Origin of the sequence: Actinomadura parmotrematis (assembly GCF_019458805.1) — a bacterium.
In the GTDB taxonomy this organism is placed as follows: domain Bacteria; phylum Actinomycetota; class Actinomycetes; order Streptosporangiales; family Streptosporangiaceae; genus Spirillospora; species Spirillospora parmotrematis.
In genome coordinates this window covers 39,928-56,565 of sequence record NZ_JAIBOA010000026.1, presented here as the reverse complement: position 1 = coordinate 56,565, position 16,638 = coordinate 39,928, and the positions used below count along the sequence as shown (strand labels likewise).

The 16,638-nt window shown below is 75.3% G+C and carries 18 protein-coding genes; 8 read left to right on the top strand and 10 right to left on the bottom strand.

The genetic code is table 11. The features are described from left to right. Positions 1–182 precede the first annotated feature (182 nt). A complete protein-coding gene (locus K1Y72_RS30570; protein ID WP_220169986.1) occupies positions 183–1,115 on the top strand; it encodes an FUSC family protein in 933 nt (310 codons plus the stop codon). A gap of 101 nt (positions 1,116–1,216) precedes the next feature. Next, positions 1,217–1,630 (top strand): flavodoxin domain-containing protein, encoded by a 414-nt coding sequence (locus K1Y72_RS30565; RefSeq protein ID WP_220169985.1) that lies wholly within the window; start codon positions 1,217–1,219, stop codon positions 1,628–1,630. Positions 1,631–1,637: 7 nt separating this feature from the next. On the opposite strand, the gene K1Y72_RS30560 is transcribed toward K1Y72_RS30565, so the two are convergent. Next, positions 1,638–1,844: a hypothetical protein gene (locus tag K1Y72_RS30560; RefSeq protein WP_220169984.1), complete on the bottom strand. Its 207-nt coding sequence runs from the start codon at positions 1,842–1,844 to the stop codon at positions 1,638–1,640. 408 nt (positions 1,845–2,252) lie between these two features. Between K1Y72_RS30560 and K1Y72_RS30555 the strand changes: the two genes are divergently transcribed. The 4 genes from K1Y72_RS30555 (at position 2,253) to K1Y72_RS30540 (ending at position 5,029) form a co-directional block, all read left to right on the top strand. Further along, complete coding sequence (locus K1Y72_RS30555; protein WP_220169983.1) at positions 2,253–2,546, top strand: FAD-dependent monooxygenase; 294 nt, start codon at positions 2,253–2,255, stop codon at positions 2,544–2,546. 77 nt (positions 2,547–2,623) lie between these two features. Continuing rightward, a complete protein-coding gene (locus K1Y72_RS30550) occupies positions 2,624–2,926 on the top strand; it encodes a hypothetical protein (RefSeq protein ID WP_220169982.1) in 303 nt (100 codons plus the stop codon). A gap of 346 nt (positions 2,927–3,272) precedes the next feature. After that, positions 3,273–3,881: an RNA polymerase sigma factor gene (locus K1Y72_RS30545; RefSeq protein ID WP_220169981.1), complete on the top strand. Its 609-nt coding sequence runs from the start codon at positions 3,273–3,275 to the stop codon at positions 3,879–3,881. A 5-nt stretch (positions 3,882–3,886) separates the two neighbouring features. After that, positions 3,887–5,029, top strand: coding sequence for a CU044_5270 family protein (locus K1Y72_RS30540; protein ID WP_258574175.1), 1,143 nt, complete (start codon positions 3,887–3,889; stop codon positions 5,027–5,029). A 54-nt stretch (positions 5,030–5,083) separates the two neighbouring features. Here K1Y72_RS30540 and K1Y72_RS30535 read toward each other — a convergent pair whose 3' ends face one another. Next, positions 5,084–6,298: an ROK family protein gene (locus K1Y72_RS30535; protein ID WP_220169979.1), complete on the bottom strand. Its 1,215-nt coding sequence runs from the start codon at positions 6,296–6,298 to the stop codon at positions 5,084–5,086. A gap of 63 nt (positions 6,299–6,361) precedes the next feature. On the opposite strand from K1Y72_RS30535, the gene xylA reads away from it, so the two are divergent. Next, positions 6,362–7,540: a xylose isomerase gene (gene xylA, locus K1Y72_RS30530; protein ID WP_220169978.1), complete on the top strand. Its 1,179-nt coding sequence runs from the start codon at positions 6,362–6,364 to the stop codon at positions 7,538–7,540. 13 nt (positions 7,541–7,553) lie between these two features. Next, complete coding sequence (gene xylB, locus K1Y72_RS30525; RefSeq protein WP_220169977.1) at positions 7,554–8,981, top strand: xylulokinase; 1,428 nt, start codon at positions 7,554–7,556, stop codon at positions 8,979–8,981. A gap of 27 nt (positions 8,982–9,008) precedes the next feature. Here the strand turns inward: xylB and K1Y72_RS30520 are convergent, their stop codons facing one another. The 8 genes from K1Y72_RS30520 to K1Y72_RS30485 are packed head-to-tail and all read right to left on the bottom strand — an operon-like array spanning position 9,009 to position 16,616. Continuing rightward, positions 9,009–10,235, bottom strand: a complete 1,227-nt coding sequence (locus K1Y72_RS30520) for an enolase C-terminal domain-like protein (protein ID WP_220169976.1) — start codon at positions 10,233–10,235, stop codon at positions 9,009–9,011. A gap of 21 nt (positions 10,236–10,256) precedes the next feature. Continuing rightward, positions 10,257–11,051 carry an SDR family NAD(P)-dependent oxidoreductase gene (locus K1Y72_RS30515; RefSeq protein ID WP_220169975.1) on the bottom strand — a complete coding sequence of 265 codons (795 nt, stop codon included), beginning with the start codon at positions 11,049–11,051 and terminating at the stop codon, positions 10,257–10,259. Next, complete coding sequence (locus tag K1Y72_RS30510) at positions 11,048–11,884, bottom strand: aldose epimerase family protein (RefSeq protein ID WP_220169974.1); 837 nt, start codon at positions 11,882–11,884, stop codon at positions 11,048–11,050. The genes K1Y72_RS30515 and K1Y72_RS30510 overlap by 4 nt, the downstream gene beginning before the upstream one ends. Then, entirely contained in the window at positions 11,881–12,519 is a 639-nt protein-coding gene (locus K1Y72_RS30505) for a bifunctional 4-hydroxy-2-oxoglutarate aldolase/2-dehydro-3-deoxy-phosphogluconate aldolase (RefSeq protein WP_220169973.1), read from the bottom strand. The genes K1Y72_RS30510 and K1Y72_RS30505 overlap by 4 nt, the downstream gene beginning before the upstream one ends. Next, positions 12,516–13,370, bottom strand: a complete 855-nt coding sequence (locus K1Y72_RS30500) for an NAD-dependent epimerase/dehydratase family protein (RefSeq protein WP_220169972.1) — start codon at positions 13,368–13,370, stop codon at positions 12,516–12,518. The genes K1Y72_RS30505 and K1Y72_RS30500 overlap by 4 nt, the downstream gene beginning before the upstream one ends. Beyond that, complete coding sequence (locus tag K1Y72_RS30495) at positions 13,367–14,230, bottom strand: carbohydrate ABC transporter permease (RefSeq protein WP_220169971.1); 864 nt, start codon at positions 14,228–14,230, stop codon at positions 13,367–13,369. Before K1Y72_RS30495 ends, K1Y72_RS30500 begins: the two co-directional genes overlap by 4 nt. Beyond that, on the bottom strand, positions 14,227–15,234 hold the full coding sequence (locus K1Y72_RS30490) for a carbohydrate ABC transporter permease (RefSeq protein ID WP_220169970.1): 1,008 nt from the start codon (positions 15,232–15,234) through the stop codon (positions 14,227–14,229). Before K1Y72_RS30490 ends, K1Y72_RS30495 begins: the two co-directional genes overlap by 4 nt. Then, positions 15,231–16,616 carry an ABC transporter substrate-binding protein gene (locus tag K1Y72_RS30485; protein WP_220169969.1) on the bottom strand — a complete coding sequence of 462 codons (1,386 nt, stop codon included), beginning with the start codon at positions 16,614–16,616 and terminating at the stop codon, positions 15,231–15,233. The genes K1Y72_RS30490 and K1Y72_RS30485 overlap by 4 nt, the downstream gene beginning before the upstream one ends. Positions 16,617–16,638: the final 22 nt, after the last annotated feature.

Below are 16,638 nucleotides of genomic sequence, written 5' to 3'. Positions count from 1 at the left end.
ACCGTTTCCCCAAAGACGTGCGACCGCCGTGACGAGCGCTTTCCGATGAACCTACGCAGCCGTCCCACCTGCTCGAACGGCCCTCCGATACGCTTTCCCGAAAGCGCCGCGGTCGGAACTTCGAAACGTCCGCGAGGCGCCCATCAATTGGCGAAGAAATGACCGAACGGTACCGGATCGCTATGCACCACATCTCGGGGCGCTTGCCGTCGCTGGGGCTGCTCGGGAGATCCGCCGGCATCGTGCTGGTCGCGGCGGTTCCCGTGGGGGCGGCCTGGTGGCTGGTCGAGGGCACCGCCGCCCAGGCGGTGTACCTCGGCATGACGTTCATGACGGTCGCGGCGCGCCGCCTGCCGGTGGCCGAGCAGTGCTGGGTCGGGTTCTCGGCGGGCGTCGCCGCCGCCGCCGGCGCCCTGGTCGCGGGGAACACGCCCCTGCTGCTGCTCGTGGTGGCGGCCGCGTGCGCGCTGCAGTGGGCCTTCAACCGGCGCAGCGTGGGGACGGCGGCGCTGCTGCCCTCCAACCTGGTGCTCTACTCGGTGATCGCGCCCGGCAACGTCCTCCAGGTCGCCGCCGCCACCTGGCTCGGCGCGGCCGTCACCATCGTCGCGGCGGCCCTGGTGCGCATGCGCGTCCCGCCCGAGCCCGCCCCCGACCGCGACGCCGCCCTGCACGCCCTCGAACTGGCCGCCGGGTGCATCGCCCTGGTCCTGCTGACCGGCGCGCTGGACCTGCCGCGCGGGAACTGGGCCGTCCTCACCCTCTGCCTGGTCTTCGTGCCCGCCGCGGGCGAGACCACGGCCCGCACTCTCGGGCGCGCCCTCGGCACCGCGGCCGGCGCGGTCGTCGCCGTCGCGGTCGCCGCCGCCGTCCCGCCGGCCGTCTGCCTGGTCCTGGCGGGGCTCTGCGCGATCCTCACCGTCGCCTACGCCCTGCTGCCCGACGACCTGCTCTACGCCGCGTTCCTGACCCCGACCGTCCTGCTGCTGTTCTCCTCCGGCCGGGCCGGCGCGACCCTGCAGATCGCCGTCCAGCGCGTGGAGATGACGATCGTCGGCGCCGCCCTGGCCATCGCCCTCGCCCTCGCGGCCACGGCCTGGCAGGGACGCCGCTGACGCCGGGACCAACGGCCCGTCCCGAGGGACGTTGGTCCGCTGCCGTCCCGCCGCCCGCGCGGCGAGTCTGGAAGGCGAGCGGCGGACCGGCGAGGAGGACGATGACCAGGGTGCTCGTCACGCACGCCTCCCGGCACGGCGGCACCGCCGAAACGGCCGAGCGCATCGCCGGCCGGCTCCGCGCCGCCGGCCTCACCGCCGACGTCCTGCCGGTGCCGTCCGTGCGCGGCCTGGCCGCCTACGACGCCGCCATCATCGGCGGCACCCTGCACGAGGAACGCTGGCCCCGCGCCGCGCACCGCTTCGTCCGCCGCAACCGCCGGGCCCTCGCCGCCATGCCCGTCCTGATGTTCAGCAGCGGCCCCCCGGACGGGCCGCGCCCCCTGCCGCCCCGCTCGATCGCCCGCCTCATGCGCCTGATCGGCGCCGAGGAGTACGCCGCCCTCGACGACCCCGCCGGTACCGACCGGTGGGCCAAGGCGGCCGCGACCCGCCTGCGCCAGATCTGGGCCTGACCCCCGGTCAGGTCGCCGGCACGGCGGCGGCGGAGCAGACGACCAGGGCGATGGCGTAGCCGTCGTAGGGCGCGGACGGCGACAGGGTGGCGACCGCGATGGCGCTGACGGCGGCGGGGCCGGCGCACATGCCGAAGTCGCGGGCGGTGGACAGCGCGGCCGAGGCCATGCCGGTGTAGGACAGCGGGACGGCTTCGAGGGCGGCGGTGGTCATCGCCGACACCACGAACAGGAACCCGAGGCCCTCCAGCAGCAGCGCCGGGACGGGTGTAGGCGGTCGGCCGGTGGTGGAGCTCGACCCACGGCATCGCGGTGAGGTCCTCCATGCCGAGGACGTCGCCGGGGTGCTCGGCGGCGACCGTGCAGACCCAGCGGTCGGTGAACGGGTCGACCGGGGGCATCCCGGTGAGGATGCCGTGCGGGGCGAGCGCGCCCCCGACGGCACCGACCTCGCCGCCGTCCTGCACGAGGCCGTCGTCGCGGCCGGCGCGCGGGTCCGGTTCAACCGGACCGTCACCAGCGTCGATCCGGACACCGGCACGGTCGTGTTCGACGACGGCGCCACCGGCGTCTACGACCTGGTCGTCGGCGTCGACCGCACCGACCTCATCTACGGCGGCCCGTGGAAGGAGATCCGCGACGACCTCGCCAACGGCGCCCGCATCAACAACACCTGGTTCGAGTCGCTGCTGGTCGAGGGCCCCCGTGGCACCGCGGCCGGACGGTCCTCATCGGCGACGCCGCGCACGCCTGCCCGCCCACCATCGCCCAGGGCGCCGCGATGTGCCTGGAGGACGCCGCCGTCCTCGCCGAACTGCTGACCGGCAGGACGCCCGACCCGCTCGCCGCCTTCCACGCCCGCCGCCTCCCGCGCGTGCGGGCCGTCGTGGAGGCGTCGATCCAGCTCTGCCGCTAGCGGCAGGCCCACGACCCCGCCGCCGACGTCCCCGGCCTCATGGCCCGGACCTCGGCCCTGCTCACGGAGCTGCCGTAATGATCATCGACGTCCACGCGCACGTCCTCCTGCCCGAGGTGGAGCGCGCCGTCGCCGGGCAGCCCGGCCTCGACGCCCACCGCGGCCTCGACGCCCGCCGCAACGGCGCCGCGTCCCTCACCGTCAGCGGCCGCATGGTCGGCGAGCGGATCGGCAAGCTCACGCAGGCGCCGGTCCGGCTCGCGGCCCCGCACCCGGCCCGTCCCCTAGGGACGCTCGTCGCCGGGCGGGCGCAGGGCGGCGGTGAGCAGGGAGTCGAGCATCCGCGGCGACGTCATGCGACTCCCTCGCGCCGGGGTTGACCTTCGCACCGACGTGACGCCTTAACGTCGCGATCGTCGGATATCGCCCAGTGAAGGAGCCGCACATGCCGGGAGCAGTCGTCATCGGAGCCGGTCCGGGGATCGGCCGGTCGGTCGCCCGCCGTCGCGCCGGGCACCGCCTTCGACCCCGACGACATCGCCGAGCACTACTGGCGCCTGCACACCCAGCGGCGCCCCGACTGGCAGCAGGAGATCCTCCACAGCGGCCGCTAGGGGGCGGGCGCGGTCACGCCGCAGGAGCGGAGCCGACGAGCGAAGAGCCGTGAAGGGTTCGCCGCCGTCCGGTTGAGAACAGGGCGAACCGTCCCCCAACAGAGGATCTTCCATGGATGTGAGCCACGCGTCCGGCGGCGCGGCGTCCGCTGTCGTGGACGCCGCGGCGATCGCCGAGTCGTGGCATGAGCCGGAACGCTTCACCGAGCTCTTCCACCGCCATTACCAGGGCGTCCACGGCTATGTGGCGCGGCGGGTCGGCCCGGACGCCGCCGACGACATCGCCGCCGAGACGTTCCTGGCCGCGTTCCGGCAGCGAAGGCGTTTCGACCCCGACCGCGGCGCCGTGCGGCCGTGGCTGTACGGGATCGCCACGAACCTGATCGGTCTGCACCGCCGCTCGGAGATCCGCTTCTACCGGGCGCTGGCCCGGACGCCGGCGCAGGACGTCGTGGAGAGCCACGAGGAGCGGGCCGCGGACCGCGTGAGCGCCGCGAGCTCGGGCGGCGAGCTGGCCAGGGCGCTGTCCCGGCTGTCCCCGGGCGACCGGGACGTGCTGCTGCTGATCGCGCTCGCCGACCTGACGTACGAGGAGGTCGCGCAGGCCTTGGACCTGAAGCAGGGCACCGTCGCCTCACGGCTGAACCGGGCCCGGCGCAAACTCCGCGCCGCGCTCGGCGAGACCACCCCCCTTCCGACCACTGAGGAGTCACCCGCGTGAACGAGATGAACCTGATCCGCGATCTGCTCAAGGAGCCCGCGCCGCCGTCGCACGCGGCGACCGCCGAGGCGTTGCACCGGCTGGAGCGGGAGCAGGCCGGCCCGCAGCCGAGGTCGCGGCGCGTGCCGCCGCGCCGGAACCGGCTGATCTGGTCCGGTCTGCTGGGCGCCGCGACGGTCGCCGCGGTGACCGTCGCGGCCGTCGGCCTGCCCGCCGACTCGGCGGGCCCCGGACGCGAGGAGCCGCGCGGGGCGCTGTCCGCCCGCCAAGTGCTCCTCGCCGCCGCCGAGTCGGCGGCGCGCGCGCCGTCCACGGGCACCGGCGCCTACTGGTTCACCCACTTCCGCACCGGCGGAGCGACCGTCGTCACGGGCCGGGCCGGTCGCTCCCTGGTCTACCAGTGCAGCGAGACCAAGGACTGGAACGACGCCCGCAGCCCCACGCGGACGGACGCCGAGACCAAGGCCGGACGCGGCGGGACCACGATGCACTACGCCGGTACGAGGGACCTGGGAACGTGCCCGCTCGGGGCGGTGGACACCGTCGCCGGGAAGCGGGACGGCTCGCCGTCGGCGGGGAGCGCCCCGAACCGGGGCCGCGCACCGGCGCGCACCGGCACGGCGCCCGGACCCTGGGAGATCCACAAGGAGCGGACGGCCTTCAACTCCGCCTTCGGCGACGGCTCGCTGGCGCAACTGCGCGCCCTGCCCACCGACCCGGCCCGGCTGCGGGCCCACTTCCTGAGCACCCCGCAGCGGAGCCAGGGCGGCAGGCAGGACCACCAGTCGCCGGACCAGTGGGTCTTCGACGCCGCCGGGTACCTGCTGACCGACGAGCCCGTCGCCCCGCAGGTCAGGGTCGCCGCGTACCGCATGCTCGCCGCGCTTCCCGGCGTACGCGCGGCCGGGAACGTCCCCGACCCTCTCGGGCGCATGGGCGCGGCCGTGGAGCTGCCCGGCGTGTCCGGGCCCGGGTTGCGCGACCGGATCATCGTGGAGCCGTCGAGCGGCCGGCTGCTCGCCAGGGAGACCTTCACCGTCGCGCCGGTGAACGGCTATCCGGCCGGGACCATGCTGAACTGGCAGGCACTGGTGGACGCCCGTTGGACCAACCGGGCACCGTCCCACGCCACCGAACTGCCGGGCTGACCGGTTCCTCGCCCGGCCGCGGCTGACCCGGACGGCGGCGGGGTTCCCGGGCTCCTAGGCGCCGAGCCAGTGCACCGGGCGGTCCACGACTTCGGCGAGGCGGAGGAGGGCGGCGCCGGTGGCGGCGGGGGCCGGGGGGCCGGTGTGCGCCTGGACGGTCGGGGCGGTCCAGCGGGCCGACAGGACGCGCCGGTCGAGCCGTTGCCGCAGGGGCGGGATCAGCAGGTCGGCGATCTCGGCGAGGTGGCCGCCGAGCAGGACGGTGGGGATGTCCAGGATGTTGATCGCGCCGGCGAGGGCGACGCCGAGCGCGCCGGCCGCCCGGTCGACCGCCCGCCGGGCGGCGGGGTCGCCGGCCCGGACCGCGGCGGCGAGGTCGGCGACGGTGCGGTCCGGGCCGAGGCCGGCCGCCGCGAGCAGGGCGTCGAGGCCGGCGTAGCGCTCCAGGCAGCCGGTGGACCCGCACCGGCACGGCGGGCCGTCCGGATCGACGCACACGTGCCCGATCTCCCCGGCGCGGCCGTGGCGCCCGCCGAGGACGGCGCCGTCCAGCACGGCGGCGCCGCCGAGGCCGCTGTCGCCCGACAGGTAGAGGAAGTCCGGCAGCGGTCCGGGACGTCCCGGCGCGGTCTCGGCGGCCGCGCGCGCCGCGAGGTCGGCCTCGTTGCCGATGCGCAGCGGCGGTCCCTGGCGCGCCGCGAGGGGCAGGTGGTCGGCCGGGCGGAGCTCGGACCAGCCGAGGTTGGGGGCGAGGAGCAGCGTGCCGGAGGCGGCGTCGGTGATGCCGGGCAGGGCGAGGCCGGCGCCGACGACGCGGGTGCCGCCGGGCAGGCGGGCGAGCAGGCCGGCGGCCAGCGCGTCCAGGCGCGCCAGGGTCGCGGCGGGGTCGCTGTCGTGGAAGTCGCCGGGCTCGACGCGCTCGGCCAGCACGTGGCCGCCGAGGCTCACCGCGCGCCCGGCCAGATGGGTCACGTTGACCTCCAGGCCGAGCGCGGCGAGGCGGCGGCCCCCGGAGAGCGGGCGGGCCGGGCGGCCCCGGCCGGACGCCTCGGGCCGGTCCAGCTCGTCCAGGACGCCGCCCGCGATGAGCTCGTCGACGAGCCGCGAGGCGGTCGCGCGCGTCATCCGGGTGGCCGCCGCGACGCCCGCCCGCGTCGGCGGCGCCGGCGCGGCGAGCACGGTGCGGACGACCAGGGCGAGGTTGGCCTCGCGCAGGGACGACTGGCGCGCGCCGGTGGCGTCCGGGACGGCGAGGGGAGCGGAACTCACCTGTTGACCCTAGCGCCCCCGCTCATTATGTTCATTCATGAAACAAAATCAGAGGAGGCCCCGATGGCGCGCCAGCCCACCCCCGACGACCGGTTCGCGTTCGGCCTGTGGACGGTCGGCTGGACCGGCGTCGACCCGTTCGGCGCCGCGACCCGCCCCGCCCTCGACCCCTGGGAGTACGCCGAGCGCCTCGCCGAGATCGGCGCCTGGGGCATCTCCTTCCACGACAACGACGTGTTCCCCTTCGACGCGGCCGAGGCGGAGAAGGACGAGCGCGTCGCCCGGCTGCGCAAGGCCGCCGACCGGGCCGGTCTGGTGATCGAGATGGTCACCACCAACACCTTCACCCACCCGGTGTTCAAGGACGGCGGCCTCACCGCCAACGACCGCTCGGTGCGGCGCTTCGCGCTCCGCAAGGTGCTGCGGGCGGTCGACCTCGCCGCCGCCGCGGGCGCGACCACCTTCGTCATGTGGGGCGGCCGCGAGGGCGGCGAGTACGACGGCTCCAAGGACGTCTACGCGGCGATGGAGCGCTACCGCGAGGGACTGGACACCGTCGCGGGCTACATCAAGTCCGAGGGCCACGACCTGCGGATCGCGCTGGAGCCGAAGCCCAACGAGCCGCGCGGCGACATCTTCCTGCCGACCGTCGGGCACGCTCTGGCCCTCATCGCCGAGCTGGAGCACGGCGACATCGTCGGCGTGAACCCCGAGACCGGGCACGAGCAGATGGCCGGCCTCAACTACACCCACGCCCTCGGGCAGGCGCTGTGGAGCGGCAAGCTGTTCCACATCGACCTCAACGGGCAGCGCGGCCTGAAGTACGACCAGGACCTGGTGTTCGGGCACGGCGACCTCATGTCGGCGTTCTTCACCGTGGACCTGCTGGAGAACGGCTTCCCCGGCCACCCCGACGCGCCCCGCTACACCGGCGCGCGCCACTTCGACTACAAGCCCTCGCGCACCGAGTACATGGACGGCGTCTGGGCGTCGGCGAAGGCGTGCATGGCCACCTACCTGCTGCTCGCCGAGAAGGCGCGCGCGTTCCGCGCCGACCCGCGCGTCCGCGAGGCCCTGGAGTACGCGGGCGTCACCGAGCTGGCGACTCCGACGCTGGGCGCGGGGGAGACCGTCCACGACCTGCTGGCCGGCGACGACGGGTTCGATGCCGGCCGGGCGGCCGAGCGCGACCTCGGGTTCGTGCGGCTGCAGCAGCTCGCCGTCGAGCACCTGATCGGCTGAGCGGAGGCCCGCCGTGACGCTGGTAGCGGGGATCGACTCCTCCACCCAGTCCTGCAAGGTCGTGATCGTCGACGCCGCGACCGGGCGGGTCGTCCGGCAGGGGGCGGCGCCGCACCCGCCGGGCACCGAGATCGACCCCGAGCACTGGTGGACCGCCCTGCGGCGGGCCGCCGAGCGGGCGGGCGGGCTGGCGGACGTGGCCGCCGTCTCGGTGGCGGCCCAGCAGCACGGCATGGTCTGCCTGGACGCCGCCGGGCGGACCGTCCGCCCGGCCCTGCTGTGGAACGACACCCGCTCGGCCGGCGCCGCCGCCGACCTCGTCGCCGACCTGGGCGGCGGCGACCCGGCCGAGGGGGCGCGGCGCTGGGCGGAGGCGGTGGGGACGGTGCCGGTCGCCTCCCTCACCGTCGCCAAGCTGCGCTGGCTCGCCGACCACGAGCCGGACGCCGCCGCGCGCGTGGCGGCCGTCGCCCTGCCGCACGACTGGCTGACCTGGCGGCTGGCGGGCGCGTCCGGCCCGGACGCCCTGGTCACCGACCGCTCCGACGCCTCGGGCACCGGCTACTACCAGGCCGGCACGGGCGCCTACCGGCCCGACCTGCTGGCCCTGGCACTGCGCCGCGAGTCCCTGCCCGCCCTGCCCCGCGTCCTGGCCCCCGACGAGGCCGCGGGCACCGGGACCGCGGAGGCGGGGGCGCCGGGCGCCGTCCTCGGGCCCGGCTGCGGCGACAACGCCGCGACGGCCCTCGGCCTCGGCCTGCGCACCGGCCAGGTCTTCATGTCGCTCGGCACCTCCGGCGTCGTGGCCGCCGTGTCGGAGGAACCCGCCGCCGACCCGACCGGTCAGGTCGCCGGCTTCGCCGACGCCACCGGCGCCCACCTCCCGCTGGCCTGCACCCTGAACGCCGCACGCGTCCTGGACTCGGCGGCGCGCCTGCTCGACGTCGGCCTCGGCGAGCTGAGCGAGCTGGCCCTGCGCGCCGACCCCGGCGCGGGCGGCCTGACCTACGTCCCCTACCTGGAGGGCGAGCGCACCCCCAACCTGCCCGACGCCACCGGGACGCTGCACGGCATGACCCTGACCTCGCTCACCCGCGAGAACCTGGCCCGCGCCGCCGTCGAGGGCCTGCTCTGCCTGATGGCCGACGCCCTGCGCGCCGTCCGCGACCAGGGCGCCGACGTCCGGGAGATCACCCTGACCGGCGGCGCCGCCCGCGCCGCGGCCGTCCGCGAGACGGCCCCGGCGATCCTCGGCGTACCGGTCCGCGTCCCCGAACCCGCCGAGTACGCCGCCCTCGGCGCCGCCCGCCAGGCCGCCTGGACCCTGTCGCGCCACGACGCCCCGCCCGTCTGGAACACCGCCGCGACCCGCACCTACAAAGCCCCGCCCGACCACCGGACCCTGACCCGCTACCGCACCGCGGCCCGCTCCGCCCCGTGACCCGATCCCCGGCCCGTCCCGTCCGGCCTACCCGCCTTGCGCGTCCGGGTCGGCCCAGGTGTGGTTGGGCAGGTGGGGATACCAGCCCGGGCGGGCGGGGTCGCGGTCGTAGGGGTAGTCGCCCAGCTCGCGGTAGCGGGCGGCGTAGTGCTCGACCTTGTCGCGGTCCAGGGTGACGCCGAGGCCGGGGGCGTCGGGGACGGCGATGGTCCCGTCCCGGTAGGTGAAGCGTCCCTCGGCGATCACGTCGTCCTTCAGGTGGTGGTAGTGGCTGTCGGCGGAGTAGGTGAGGTTGGGCAGGACGGCGCCGAAGTGCAGCATGGTCGCGAGCTGGACGCCGAGCTCGCCGGAGGAGTGCACGCCGACCGGCTGCTGGAAGGTCTCGGCGGTCGCGGCGGCCTTCAGGCAGCTGCGGACGCCGCCCCAGAAGGTGGTGTCGAGCAGCACGACGTCGACGGCGGGGTCGCGGAGGTTGGCGGCCATCTGCTCCGGGGTCACCACGACGGTGTTGGTGGCGAGCGGGATGCCGATGTCGCGCCGTAGCTGCCGCATGCCGTTCAAACCCCAGGTGGGGTCCTCCAGGTAGTCGTTGTTGAGGTCGGCGATGCCGGCGGCGAAGCGGCGCGCGTCGGCGAGGCTGAGCACCGAGTTGGGGTCGTAGCGGACGGGCTGCCCTCCGACGTGGCGGGCGAGCTCGCGGAACACCTCCAGCTCGTACTCGGGCGGGTACACGCCGCCCTTCAGCTTGTGGCTGGTGAAGCCGTGCCGGTCGCGCAGCGCGTCGACGTGCTCCAGGAGCTGGTCGACGGTGCGGATCTCACCGCCGCCGTCGGGGTTCGGCAGCCGGAAGAACAGGTAGCTCGCGAACGGGACGCGGTCGCGCAGCTTGCCGCCGAGCAGGGCGTGCACGGGCAGGCCCGCCGCTTTGCCGATGATGTCCAGGCAGGCGAACTCGATCGCGGCGAGCAGCTGGGTGCGGTTGTTGTAGAGCGAGGCGGTCGGGTTGGCGATCATCAGCCGGAGGGCCTCCAGCCGGTGCGGGTCGTGCCCGACGAGGTAGGGCTCCAGGCCCCGGACGGCCGCCTCGGTGCTCTGCCCGCCGCCGCCGAGCTCGCCGACGCCGCTGACGCCCTCGTCGGTGTGCACCTCGACCAGGGTGCGGACGAAGCGTCCCCAGTGCGCGCCGTTGGAGTGCCGGAGCGGTGCCTCCAGGTCGACGCTGACGGTGGTGGCGGACAGGCTGGTGATCTTCACGTGGTCCTTCGCTCTCGGGGGTCAGCAGCGACCGGCCGACAGGCCGCCGTCGATGGTGTGGGCGGAGCCGGTGATGAAACCGGCCCGGTCGCAGGCCAGGAACGCGATGAGCTCGGCGACCTCCTCGGCGCGGCCGACGCGGCCGAGGGGGTGCGCCGCGCCGAACCGGGCGAGGGCGGTCTCGACGTCGGTGCCGGGGGACAGGACGCCGGCCGCCTCGCGCAGCATCGGGGTGTCGATGGAGCCGGGGCACACGCAGTTGACGCGGATGCCGTCGGCGGCGTGGTCGATGGCCATGGCGCGGGTGAGGGAGACCAGGGCGCCCTTGCTCGCGGCGTAGGCGGCGCAGCGGGGCTCGGGCAGCGCCGCCTGGACGGAGGCGACGTGCACGATCGCGCCGCCGCGGCCCCGCATCAGCGGGACGGCCCGCGCCGACAGCGCGAACGCGCTCCGCACGTTCACCGCCATCACCTCGTCGTAGGCGGCTCCGGTGGTGTCGACGGTGCCGTAGCGCTGCACGCCCGCGCTGTTGACCAGGACGTCGACGGCGCCGAAGGCGTCCAGGGCGGCGCCGATCAGGGCGTCCGCGCCGGCGTCGGCGGACAGGTCCGCCTCGATCACCACGGCGCGCCGGCCGTCCAGGGCGCGGCGGGCCGCGGCGACGGTGCCCGCGCCGAGCCCGGCGACGGCGACGGCGGCGCCGCCCGCGGCGAGCCGCACGGCGGTGGCGAGGCCGATGCCGGCGGTGCCGCCGCCGACGACGGCGACGCGGCCGGCGAAGTCGGCCGGGACGTCCCGGGGGAGGGGCGCGTTCATCGGGTCACCCGCTTCAGGGTCAGGACGCCGGTGCGTTCCTCGCCGGCGTCGAGGAGGTGCCGGCCGAGGCGGCCGGGCTCGGGCGTGTAGGGGCCGGACGCCGGTTCGACGGCGACGGTGTCGACGAGCCCCCACCAGGGGAAGCCGGGGGTGGCGCGGCGCTCCCGCCAGATCCACACGTGGTCGAAGACGCCGGGGTCGAAGCCGAGCTCGACGCCGAAGCCGAGCCGCTCGTTGACCAGGCGGGCGGCGCGGACGCCCTCGTTCAGCACGGTGAGGGCGTCGGGGCGGCGGGCGTCGGGGCGCAGCGGGAACCGCCGGGTGCCGCCGTCGCCGTCGAGTTCCAGGACGCAGCCGTCGCCGATCAGGTCGGGGCCGAACGCCGGATGCTCGGTCCAGGCGAACCGGGCCGGGGCGGCGGAGAGGTTGCGCACGGTCTGGGTGACGGTCAGGCCGTCGCCGGTGAGAGCGATCTCGCGCCGCAGGGCGAGCGGCACCGTGCGCAGGACGGTGGTCAGCGCGCACCGGTCGGACGCGGCGGCGTCCAGGTCCCACTCCCGCCAGGCGGCCTCGCCGTGGAAGGGGTGCTCCACGCCGTCCAGGACGCGCGCGTCGCCGGCGTGCGGGATGAGCGGATGCCATCCGCCGGGATAGCGGCGGTGCCATTCGGCGCCGCTGCCGGTGAAGCGCAGCGCGCCGGACGTCTGGTCCGCCCAGGGCGTGCGCAGCAGCAGCTCCGTCCCGGTCGCCCGGTCGCGGACCGAGGTGAGGGCGGCCCCGTCGGCGCTGACGGCGGCTTTGAAGACCGCGCCGTGCAGGGTCGTCCGGTTCATGCGGCGCCGTGCTTCCGCAGCCGGCGGCCCAGGTCGGCGATGCCGTCGGCGCCGAGGCCGGCGAGCGCGCCGCCGATCCCGACGGCGAGCGCGCCCGCGTCCAGCCACGACGCGGCGGTCTGCGGCGTGACGCCGCCGGTCGGCACGACGGAGAGACCGGGCAGGACGTCGCGCAGCGCCCGCAGGTGGGAGGGGCCGACGGATCCGGCCGGGTACAGCTTCACGATGCCGCCCGGCCCGGCCCGGTGCGCCGCCCGCGCGACCTCGGTGGGGCTGAAGGCGCCCTCCAGGAACGGGACGCCGCCCGCGGCGGCCCGCGCTTCGGGCGCCGCGTAGGGGCTGACCAGGAACCGGGCGCCGGCGGCGACGGCCTGTTCGGCCTGTGCGGCGGTGGTGACGGTGCCGACGCCGAGGAGGGTGCCGGCGAAGCGGGCGTCGGCGGCGGCCTCCGCGAGCACGCGGGACCAGTCGGGCGTGGTGGTGGTGAGTTCGAGGACGCGCAGGCCCGCCCGGCGGCAGGCGAGCATGGAGTCGACGAGCCGGGCGGCCGACGCGGTGCGCAGCACCGGCAGCAGCCGGTCCTCGCGCAGCCGCGCGGCGAGCGCGTCCGCGTCTTCGGCGGGGTGGCGGGTCATGGGCTGGCTTCCGGTTCGGTGTGGCGCGGGACGAAGCCGAGCAGGGCGGCGCAGCGGTCCATGGCGAACGGGGTCGTCCGGCCCGGCAGGGCGGCGCGCAGCTCGGTGCCCGGATGGAACTTCGCGAGCAGTTCGGCGGTGGGGCGGTCGGACATGGTCGTCGGCGCCACCGCGTTCAGCACGTGGTGGCCGCGCAGCGGCGCCCGCAGCCCGGCCAGGCAGACGCGGGCGGCGTCGCGGGTGTCCAGCCAGGCCCACAGCTCCCGGCGGGTCTCGGCGGGATCGGCCCGGGTGCGGCGGACGTGCCCGGCGAGCCGGTCGCCGGTCCCCACGAACGGGAACCGCAGCGCGACGACGTCGATGCCCCAGCGGCGGTGCGCCATCGCCGCGGTCGCCTCGGCGGCCTGCTTGGACAGCGCGTAGGGGTCCTCGGCGAGGATCGGGTGGTCCTCGTCGACCGGCGCGTACGCCGGCGACAGGTCGCGGCCCGCCCAGGCCAGGCCGAGCACGCTGAGGCTGGAGGCGACCACGGCGCGGCCGGCGCCGGCGCGCCCGGCCTCGTCGAGCACCAGGTAGGCCGAGTGCGCGTTGGCGGTGAAGATCTCGTCGTCGGGGTACCCGTGCGGGCTGGGGATCGCGGCCAGGTGGACGACCGCGTCGACGCCGTCCATCAGGCCGGCGACGAAGTCCCGGTCGCGCAGGTCGCCGGTCAGGTACCGGTCCGCGGCGCCGGCGGGCGCCGGGATCCGGTCGGTGGCGGTGACGCGGTGGCCGGTCTCCGCCAGGTGCGCGCACACGTGCGAGCCGATGTGACCGGCGGCGCCGGTGACCAGGACGTGCCGGGGGCTCATCCCTTCACCGCCCCGACCAGGCCGTTGACGAAGTAGCGCTGCAGGCAGCAGAACAGGATGATGACCGGGACCACCACGATCAGCGCGCCGGCCATCAGCACGTTGTACTGGGGGACGCCGCTGTTGGTCAGGTTCTGCAGCGCGATCGGCAGGGTGAAGGTGCCGGGCCGGTCCAGCGAGACCCGGCTGAGCAGGTACTCGTTCCAGGTCGGGATGGCGGTGAGCATCGCCACGGTGACCAGGGCGGGCCGGACGGCCGGCAGGTACACCGACCAGAAGACGCGCGCCTCGCCCGCGCCGTCCATCATGGCGGCCTCGCGCAGCTCGCGCGGCACGCCGGCGAACGCGGTGGTCAGCAGCAGGATCGACAGCGGCGCCGTCCCGTTGACCAGCGGCAGCACCAGCCCGAGGTGCGTGCCGAGCAGGTTGTACTCGCTCTCCAGCAGCACGACCGGCAGCAGCATCGTCACCGACGGCACGAACAGCAGCGCCACGAAGAACCGGTACAGCAGGGTCCGGCCCGGGAAGCGCAGGACGCCGAAGGCGTAGGAGGCGAGGGAGTACACGACCAGGACGCCGAGGACGGTGAGCCCGGTGACCTTGAGGCTGTTGAGGAAGTAGCCGAAGAAGTCCAGCTCCCGCCAGGTGTCGGCCAGCACGTGCACGGTGGGGTGGGCGGGCAGGAACGCGCCGGGGTCGAGCATGTCCCGGTCGGTCTTCAGGCTGCCGGAGACCATCCAGGCGAACGGGAACAGGCTGACCACGGCGTACCCGGCCAGCAGGGCGTACACGACGGTGCGGGCGAGCGCGGTCCGGGTGCGGGCGGTGGGGCGCCGGGCGGGGGCGCCGGTGGCGGTCATGCGGTGCTCCGGAGGGCGCGCAGGTTGAGCAGGGCGAGCAGGACGGCGACGGCGAACAGCAGCCAGCCGAGGGCGCTGGCGAGGCCGAGGGTCGGCTGGAGCTGCTCCAGGAAGGCCAGCCGGTAGGACGCGAGCCCGAGGACGTCGGTGTGGCCGCCGGGCGCGCCCTCCCCGCCGGTCATGACGAGGAAGGTCTGGAAGCCCTGGAGCGCCTCGCGCAGGTTCAGCAGGACCGTCGCGGCGGTGATGGGGCGCAGCAGCGGCCAGACGACGGAGCGGTTGGTGCGCCACCAGCCGGCGCCGTCCAGGGCCGCGGCCTCCAGCATGCAGGGGTCCAGGGACTGCAGGCCGGTCAGGTACAGCAGCGTCCCGACGGGCACCGCGGTCCACACCATCACCACGATCACGGTCGGCAGCGCGGTGTCGGGGTTGCCGAGGAAGCCCTGCGGCTGGGCGAGGGTGCCGAGCCCGCAGGCGCGCAGCAGGGCGTTGACCGCGCCGTTGGGCTGCAGGACGTACTGCCAGGCGAGGTAGACCGCGATGCCGGAGGTGACGAACGGCAGGAAGTACACCGTGCGCATGAGGGTGCGGAGCCGCCGGGCGCTGTTCAGCAGCACCGCGAGCGGGAAGCTGATCGCCACGACCAGCAGCGGCACGGCGATCATCACCGCGAGCGTGTGCCAGGCGGCCGAGCGGACGATCGGCGCGTACACCGGGTCGCGGTAGAGCAGGTCCAGGTAGTTGTCGAGGCCGACCCAGGTCCAGTGCGGGCTGAACCCGTTCCAGGTGGCGCCCGACAGCGCCAGGCCGTAGCCGAGGGAGTAGAGGCCGAAGGCGGCGAACAGCAGCACCGCCGGCGCCGTGAAGGCGTAGGCGGTGACCGCTTCGCGGACGCGGCGGCGCCTGCCGGCGCTGCCGCCGCGTCCGGTCGGCGTCGCCTCACCGGCCGCCGCCGGGCCGGCGAGGGCCGCCGGTCCGGTGGTGGAAGGGGAGGCCGTGGTCATTTCTCGGCGTTCCAGTACTCGGTGACGAGCTCGTCGAACCGCTTGGCGGTCTGGTCGACGCTCGCCTGCTTCAGCGGCGACATGTTCGTCAGCAGGGCGCCCAGCTTGTCGATGTTGCTGGTGTACTGGGCGGGCATGAACGAGTGGTCGCTGGAGTCGTAGGCGTCGGCGCCGGTCGACAGGGTCTTGCTCAGCGCGCCGATCGCGGTGCCGGCGGCCGAGGCGTCGGCGCCGAGGTCGGCGGCCGGGATGTCGGTGGCGGCCTTGGCGAACGCGGCGGCGGTGTCCTTCTGGGACAGGAACCTCAGCCACTTCAGCGCGGCGTCGGGGTTCTTGCTCTGGGTGGTGACCGACAGGCTGGTGAGCGAGAACGGCGCGAGGCCCGTCCCGGCGGCCTTGCCGTCCTTGGGCGCGGGGACGGCGAAGGCGGCGACGTCGTCGGCCTTCATGCCGAACTGCTCCAGGCCGGCGAGGGTGAAGGTGCCGCCGATGTCGAAGGCGGCGCGCTTCTGGGCGAACGCGCGGTCGGCGTCGTCGATCTTCAGGGATTGCGAGCCGGGCGTCCAGTACGGGGTGAGCTGGTCGTACAGCGACAGCACGCGCTTGCCGTCGGCCGAGTTCCAGCCGTGCGCGCCCTTGGCGAACAGGCCGTGGTAGCCGTCCTTGCCGAGGGTGCCGTAGGAGAGCTGGTGCAGCATCCAGTTCAGGCCGGTGGAGGGGGCGGCGAGGCCGACGGTGATGCCGCCGGCGTCCTTGCTCTTGGCGGTGGTGGCCTTCAGCGCCGCGATCAGGTCCTCCCAGGTCTTGGGGGTGTCCTTGACGCCGGCGTCGGCGAGCATCGTCTTGTTGGCGTAGACGACGCCGAAGGCGCCGATGGTGAACGGCACGCTGTAGCGGGCGCCGGCCTTGATGCCGGGGTAGGCCGAGCCGGGCTGCTTGGAGGCGGTCTCCAGCTCGGGGGTGACGGTCCCCGCGGTGCGCACGTTCTGCACGTACTGGCCGGACCAGGAGGCGTCGACCTTGCCGGTGAGGTCGCTCAGCATGCCGGCGCCGCCGTAGGTGAGGTCCTCGCCGAGGGTGTGCACCTCCAGGACGTCCGGGAGGCCCTTGGTCTTGGCGGCGCTCTGCAGCTTGGCGGTGTAGGCGTCGTCGGGGGTGATGGCCTGGACCTTCACCGTCACGCCGCTCTGCGCCTTGAACCGCGCGGCGGCCTCCTCCAGCGGCTTGACGTGGGCCGCCTTGAAGGTCCACATCGTGATGGCGTCGGCGGAACCGCCACCGGAGCCGTCACCGCTCCCGCTCCCGCACGCGGCCAGGGGCGCGGCGAGGGCGGTGATCGCGGCGGCGGCGAGGAGCCGTCTGCGGCCGAAGTCGAGTCGCACGGGGAGTCCACCTCACTGTCGT